Below are 6,827 nucleotides of genomic sequence, written 5' to 3'. Positions count from 1 at the left end.
CCGGCCCGCACCGAGTCGGTCCGCGCGACGCCCCCGACGACCGCGCGCCAGCCGGTCAGGCCCGCCAGCGCTTCGGCGGCCTCGGCCTCCGCGCCCGGAGACACGACCACCACCAGGTCCTCGGCGCCCGCCTTCAGCAGGGCCTCGACCGACCAGCGGATCACCGGCTTTCCGCCCAGCGGGCGCCATTGCTTGGCCCCGCCGGCGCGCGATCCGGAGCCGGCGGCGACGACGACGGCGGCGAAGGCGGGGAGGGGCGAGGTCATGTCCGGCCTTCTAATGGCCGCCGTCATGCTTGACGAGAGCGCATTGAACGGCGGTAAGGAGCCGATGACCGCAGGCCTTCAGATCGGCGACGTGTGGGTGCCCGGGCGGGTGCTGACCGCGCCCATGACCGGGATCACCGATCTTCCCTTCCGCGTGCTCGCCTCGCGGCTGGGCGCCGCCTATGTCGCCACCGAGATGGTCGCCGCCGCCGAACTGGCGCGCGCCCGGCCAGATGTGGTGCGCCGCGCGGCGGTGGGCGAAGGCCTGCCCCTGACGGTGATCCAGCTGGTCGGCCGCGATCCCGTTGCGATGGCCGAGGGCGCGCGCATGGCCGAACAGGCCGGCGCCGACATCGTCGACCTGAATTTCGGCTGCCCCGCCAAGGAGGTCACCGGCGCCGCCTGTGGCTCGGCCCTGATGCGCACGCCGGACCTGGCCTGCCGCCTGATCGAGGCGGCGGTGACCGCCACCACGCGACCTGTGACGGTGAAGATGCGCCTCGGCTGGGACGACGCCAGCCGCAACGCCGCCCTGATCGCGCGCCGGGCCGAAGAGATCGGCGTCAAGGCGGTCACCGTCCACGGCCGCACGCGCCAGCAGTTCTACACCGGCAAGGCCGACTGGACCGCCGTCGCCGAGGTGAAGGCCGCGGTCTCCATCCCGGTGGTCGTCAACGGTGACATCCTGACCGCCGAGGATGCGCGCAACGCCCTGGCGCAGTCGGGCGCGGACGCCCTGATGTTGGGCCGGGGCGTCTACGGCCGTCCGTGGCTGGCGGCCCATCTGGAGCGGGCGCTGGCCGACGGGACCGTTCTGGAAGAGCCGGACCGCGAGGAACGGCTGGCTATCGTCATCGAACACCTGCGGGCCTCTGCGGGCTTCTACGGCCTGCCGCTGGGGCTGAAGATGTTCCGCAAGCATCTGGGGTGGTACGTCGAGCAGGCGCCATGGCCCGGCGATCCTCTGGACCGCCGCGCGGCCAAGAGCCGGCTGTGCCGTCTCGACAGCCCGGCCGAGGTCGAGGCGGCCTTGACCGAACTGTGGTCTCCGGTGACGCATTCCAGCAACTCTGTTGTTGATATTGCGCCACAGCTGGTTGAAGCTGGCGCGGCATGACGGACACACCCGCCGCCGACGTCGATCCCGCACCGACCGCCCCCCGCGGTCCGGCGCGCTGGTTCGCCGGCTGGTCGGAGGAACGCCGCCGCACGGTCTTCTTGGTCGCCTACGCCATCGCCCTGATCACCAATATCGCGGCCATCTGGCTGGTCGCCGTGGCCCCGGGCCTCGGCGGGGAAGGGGCCCGGGCCTCGGTCAGCCAGACGATGCTGCTGATCCTGATCGCCAACCTGCTGCTGATCGGCGGGCTCGCCGCGACCGTCGGCCGCCGCGCATTCAGCCTGGTTCGCCGCCGCCGGGGCGACGCGGGCGCGCGCCTTCACCTGCGCTTCGTCATCCTGTTTTCGTCCGTAGCGCTGGTGCCCGCCGTCCTGATCGCCCTGGTCTTCGGGGTGCTGGTCAACCGCGGGGTGGACCAGTGGTTCAGCGACAACGTCCAGGCCGCCGTCGACAACGGCGCCGCGATCGGCCTGGCCTACACCAGCGACGTCTCCAGCGAGATCGACTCCGACATCACCGTCATCGGCGAGCAGCTGGAGGGCATCCGCCCGCTGTTCGACAACCGCATCCAGTTCTCCGACGCTCTCAGCCAGGTCGGCCAGCTGTTCGGCTATCCGGCCGTCTATCTGCTGGACGAGAACGGCGAGGTGCTGGCCAGCGGGGAAGGGCCGAACGCTCCGCCCTACGTCGCTCCGTCCCGCGAGGCGCTGGAGGAGGCGCAGACGCAGGAACAGCCGTCCGTGCAGCAGCTCACGGAGGGGCCTGACGCCATTCGCGGCCTGCGCGCCTTCCCGGCCTACGGCGGCGCCTACCTTTATCTCGTCCGGCCCCTGCAGCCGGGACTGATCGGACAGGTCGCCTCGGCCCGCGAGTCCATCGTGGCCTACAAGGAGGCCGAGGCTAGCCGGGCGCGCATCCAGGCCGTCTTCGCGCTCAGCTATGTCGAAACCGCGCTTCTGGTGCTGGTCGGCGCCGTCTGGCTGGGCATGTCGGCGGCCAACTCCATCTCGGCCCCGATCGGCCGTCTGGTCGTGGCGGCGGACGCCGTGGCCGGCGGCGATCTGTCAGCCCGGGTGGACGCGAACGACGGCCCCGGCGAGATCAAGACCCTGTCGGCCGCCTTCAACCGCATGACCGGCGACCTGGAGGCCCAGCAGGCCGCGCTCAGGACCGCCAGCGAGGAGGCCACGGGCCGCTCCCGCTTCATCGAGACCGTGCTGTCCGGCGTCTCCGCCGGTGTCATCGGCGTCGACCGCCAGCGCCGCGTCTCGGCCATCAACGACAGCGCCGTCGAACTGCTGGGCATTTCGGAAGACGACATCATCGGCCGTCCGCTGGGCGACGTCTCGCCCGAGCTCAGCGAGCTGGCCGGCCGCGCCGAGGCCCATATCGAGGAAGAGATCGACGTGGGCGGCGAGGCCGAGACCCGTCGCCTGCGCGTCCGCATCGAGGGCGGGGTCGGCGGCGAGATGGTGCTGACCTTCGACGACATCACCCGCCTGGTCACGGCCCAGCGCAACGCCGCCTGGCGCGACGTGGCGCGCCGCATCGCCCATGAGATCAAGAACCCCCTGACCCCGATCCAGCTCTCGGCCGAGCGCCTGCGCCGCCGCTACCGGAGCCGGGTCGAGGACGACGTCGAGGTCTTCGACCGCTGCACCGAGACCATCATCCGCCAGGTCGGCGACATCGGCCGCATGGTCGACGAGTTCTCGTCCTTCGCCCGCATGCCCGCGCCGCGCTTCACCGCCGAGAAGCCGGACGAGCTGTTGCGCGAGGCCGTGTTCGCCCAGCGGGTGGCCGCGCCCGACATCGGCGTGGACCTGATCGAGCCCCTGCCCAAGGTCACCTTCCACGCCGACCGCCAGATGGTCGGCCAGGCCCTGACCAACATCCTGAAGAACGCCGGCGAAGCGGTGGCGGCCCGCCGCGAAGCCCAGCCGCGTCCGGGCGACGATGCGACGCCCGGCATCTCGGCCCGGCTCATCGTCGAGGACAGTGTCGCCACCTTCGTCATCGAGGACGACGGCCCGGGCCTGCCCGCCAAGGACCGCGACCGCCTGACCGAACCCTATGTGACCACGCGCGAGAAGGGCACGGGCCTCGGCCTGGCCATCGTCAAGCGCATCTGCGAGGAGCACGGCGGCGAGCTGAAGCTGGCCGACGCCGAGACCCTGTCCGGCGCGCGCGTGTGCCTGATCTTCCCCCTGAAATCCCCAGTGAAGGCTCCGGCCGGGTCGAAGGACGCGAAAGCGTCCGTCGGCGCCGTTCCGGCGGCCCGATAGCGAGGCGATATGCGATCCACCGGAGCCGACATCCTGGTCGTCGACGACGAGGCCGACATCCGCGAACTGGTTTCGGGCCTGCTCGAGGACGAGGGCCACGCCGTGCGCGTCGCCTCGAACTCCGACGAGGCCCTGGCCGCCATCCGCGCGCGCCGCCCGTCGCTGGCCTTGCTCGACATCTGGATGCAGGGCGGCGGCCTCGACGGCCTCGAACTGCTGGACCTGATCAAGGAGCTGGATCCGGACCTGCCAGTCGTCATGATCTCGGGCCACGGCAATATTGAAACCGCCGTCAGCGCCCTGCAGCGCGGCGCCTATGACTTCATCGAAAAGCCGTTCAAGTCCGACCGGCTGGTCGTCGTCGTCCAGCGCGCGCTGGAGGCCTCGCAGCTGAAGCGCGAGAACCGCCGCCTGCGCGCCCAGGTCGCCGCCCCGACCGGCCTGATCGGCAAGTCGGCGGCCGCCCAGACCCTGCGCTCGACCATCGCCAAGGTCGCCCCGGCCAACAGCCGTGTCCTGATCTCGGGTCCGCCCGGCTCGGGCAAGGAGCTGGTCGCCCGCCAGATTCACGAGGCCAGCGCCCGCGCTCGCGGCGAGTTCGTGGCCATCGCCGCCGCCGGCATGACCCCCGAACGCCTCGACCTGGAGCTGTTCGGCGAGGAGGGCGTCGACGGCCGGCCGCGCAAGATCGGCGTGTTCGAACGCGCCCACAACGGCACCCTCTACCTGGACGACGTCGGCGACATGCCGCGCGAGAGCCAGAGCCGCGTCCTGCGGGTCCTGGTCGAGCAGCGCTTCCGCCGCGTCGGCGGTGAGCAGGACGTGCAGGTCGACGTTCGCGTCGTCACCTCCACCTCGCGCGATCTCAAGACCGAGATCGCCGAGGGCCGCTTCCGCGAGGACCTGTTCCACCGCCTGAACGTGGTGCCGATCCGCGTGCCGGCGCTGTCCGAGCGCCGCGAGGACATCCAAGAGCTGGTCGACTACTTCATCGAAACTCTGGCGTCGTCGCAGGGGCTGCCGCGCCGCCGCCTGGGCGACGACGCCATCGCCGTTCTGCAGGTCCATCCCTGGCCGGGCAACGTCCGCCGGCTGCGCAACAACGTCGAGCGGCTGCTGATCCTCGCCACCGGCGACATCAACGATCCGATCGGCGCCGACGCCCTGCCGTCCGAGGCGACCAACGCCAACTCCACCGGCACCCTCGGCGCCGAACGCATCATCGCCCTGCCGCTGCGCGAGGCCCGCGAGGTGTTCGAGCGTGAATACCTGGCCGCCCAGATCATGCGGTTCGGCGGCAATATCTCGCGCACCGCCGCCTTCATCGGCATGGAGCGGTCCGCGCTGCACAGAAAGCTCAAGTCGTTGGGCGTCTCGCCGTCCCGCGGCGGCGAGGAAGAGGAAGAAGGGCCTGTCGAGGAATGAGCCGCGTCGCCTACGTCAACGGCCAGTACGTCCCGCACAACCGCGCCACCGTCCATGTCGAGGACCGGGGCTTCCAGTTCGCCGACGGCGTCTATGAGGTCTGGTCGGTCTTCGACGGCCGCATGGCCGATTTCGACGGCCACATGACCCGCCTTCACCGCAGTCTCAACGAGCTGCGCATCGACATCCCCATGTCGCGCGAAAGCCTGACCCAGGTGCTGAAGGAAACCATCCGCCGCAACCGGGTCCGTAACGGCATCGTCTATCTGCAGGTCACGCGCGGCACGGCGCGCCGCGACCACCCGTTCCCGCCCGAGGGCACCCCGCCCAGCGTGGTGGTCACCTCCAAGTCCATCAACCCGATGAAGTCCGACGCCACCGCCGCCAACGGCGTGGCCGTGGTCACCACGCCGGACATCCGCTGGGGACGCTGCGACATCAAGACGGTCGGCCTGCTGGCCAATGTGCTGGCCAAGCAGCACGCCCGCGACCGCGGCGCCTACGAATGCTGGATGGTCGACGACATGGGCCTGGTGACCGAGGGCTCCTCGACCAACGCCTGGATCATCGACGAGCACGGCAAGCTGCGCACCCGCGACACCCAGGCCAACATCCTCAAGGGCTGCACCCGCACGACCCTGCTCGACATCCTCAAGGAAGAGGGCATCGAGCTGGAGGAACGCGGCTTCACCGTGGAAGAGGCCCAGCGCGCCAAGGAGGCCTTCTTCACCGCCGCCGGCGCCTTCGTCATGCCCGCCGTCTCCATCGACGGGGTGAAGATCGGCAACGGCAAACCCGGCCCGGTCGCGACGCGTCTGCGCGAACTTTATATCGAACGCGGGACCCGCGACGCCATCTAGGGCGTTGCGGGAGGCGCGGGGGCGGGTAAGGTGGCGGTCGCCGGCATCGACCGGTCCCGCGCCGCTCCCCGGCCGGAGAACAACAAGACCAGGGATAACCTGCCATGTCTCAAGACAAGCGTCAGAACCTTCAGGACACCTTCCTCAACTCGGTCCGCAAGACCAAGACGCCGCTGACCATCTTCCTGGTCAACGGGGTCAAGCTGCAGGGCATCGTGACCTGGTTCGACAACTTCTGTGTGCTGCTGCGTCGCGACGGCCAGTCCCAGCTCGTCTACAAGCACGCCATCTCGACCATCATGCCCTCGGCGCCCGTGCAGCTGTACGAGCCGGAAGCCGACGAGGACTAGGTTCCTTCATTGCTATCGTCATCCCGGCGAAAGCCGGGACCCAGCGGCGCCGCTACGGCGGCGAAATGCCGGTGCTCCCGACAGGGTCACGCTCACGCGCGCCGCTGGGTCCCGGGGTTCGCTTCGCGCCCCCGGGATGACGATAGCAAGGAGGTACGGCGCGGGATGGTCCAATGGCCCGTGAGTTCCTATCTAGGAGCCTTGCACCACAACATCCGCACCTCGGGTCCAGCCCGAGGACGACGCCCATCAGAAAGCCCCCAGACCTGACCACCAAGCATATCGACCATTCCGTCCCTCTGATCCGGGCGGTCGTCATCCACCCCGACGGACGTTCGGAAAGCTCCCGCCTCGCCGAGGAACGCCTCGAGGAAGCCGTGGGCCTGGCCCGCGCGCTGGACCTCGACGTGCGCGCCGAAGAGATCGTGCGCGTGCGCAAGGTCACGCCCGCCACCCTGTTCGGCTCCGGCAAGGTCGATGAGCTGGCCGCCCTGGTCCGCGCCGCCGAGGCCGAGGCGGTG

Annotated in this window: 6 protein-coding genes and 1 pseudogene; 6 read left to right on the top strand and 1 reads right to left on the bottom strand. The window is 70.2% G+C overall.

Translation table 11 applies throughout. The features are described from left to right. The coding region (locus tag Q0C81_RS14025) for a 2-C-methyl-D-erythritol 4-phosphate cytidylyltransferase (protein ID WP_291839135.1) at positions 1 to 266 on the bottom strand (266 nt) is incomplete at its 3' end. Positions 267 to 330: 64 nt separating this feature from the next. Here Q0C81_RS14025 and dusB point away from each other — a divergent pair. The 6 genes and pseudogenes from dusB to Q0C81_RS13995 all read left to right on the top strand — a co-directional run. Beyond that, complete coding sequence (gene dusB, locus Q0C81_RS14020; protein WP_291839138.1) at positions 331 to 1,383, top strand: tRNA dihydrouridine synthase DusB; 1,053 nt, start codon at positions 331 to 333, stop codon at positions 1,381 to 1,383. Beyond that, on the top strand, positions 1,380 to 3,671 hold the full coding sequence (locus Q0C81_RS14015; protein WP_291839132.1) for a PAS domain-containing sensor histidine kinase: 2,292 nt from the start codon (positions 1,380 to 1,382) through the stop codon (positions 3,669 to 3,671). Before dusB ends, Q0C81_RS14015 begins: the two co-directional genes overlap by 4 nt. A 9-nt stretch (positions 3,672 to 3,680) precedes the next feature. Further along, positions 3,681 to 5,096 carry a sigma-54 dependent transcriptional regulator gene (locus tag Q0C81_RS14010; protein ID WP_291839129.1) on the top strand — a complete coding sequence of 472 codons (1,416 nt, stop codon included), beginning with the start codon at positions 3,681 to 3,683 and terminating at the stop codon, positions 5,094 to 5,096. After that, on the top strand, positions 5,093 to 5,956 hold the full coding sequence (locus Q0C81_RS14005) for a D-amino-acid transaminase (RefSeq protein ID WP_291839126.1): 864 nt from the start codon (positions 5,093 to 5,095) through the stop codon (positions 5,954 to 5,956). Before Q0C81_RS14010 ends, Q0C81_RS14005 begins: the two co-directional genes overlap by 4 nt. 104 nt (positions 5,957 to 6,060) lie before the next feature. Beyond that, complete coding sequence (gene hfq, locus Q0C81_RS14000) at positions 6,061 to 6,306, top strand: RNA chaperone Hfq (RefSeq protein ID WP_013269198.1); 246 nt, start codon at positions 6,061 to 6,063, stop codon at positions 6,304 to 6,306. A 173-nt stretch (positions 6,307 to 6,479) separates the two neighbouring features. Continuing rightward, positions 6,480 to 6,827: pseudogene (locus tag Q0C81_RS13995) on the top strand (hypothetical protein); the annotation flags it as partial.

The organism is Brevundimonas sp. (assembly GCF_023259385.1).
GTDB lineage: Bacteria > Pseudomonadota > Alphaproteobacteria > Caulobacterales > Caulobacteraceae > Brevundimonas.
Note: the sequence above shows the minus strand (reverse complement) of the source record. Positions and strands in the feature narration are given on the sequence as shown.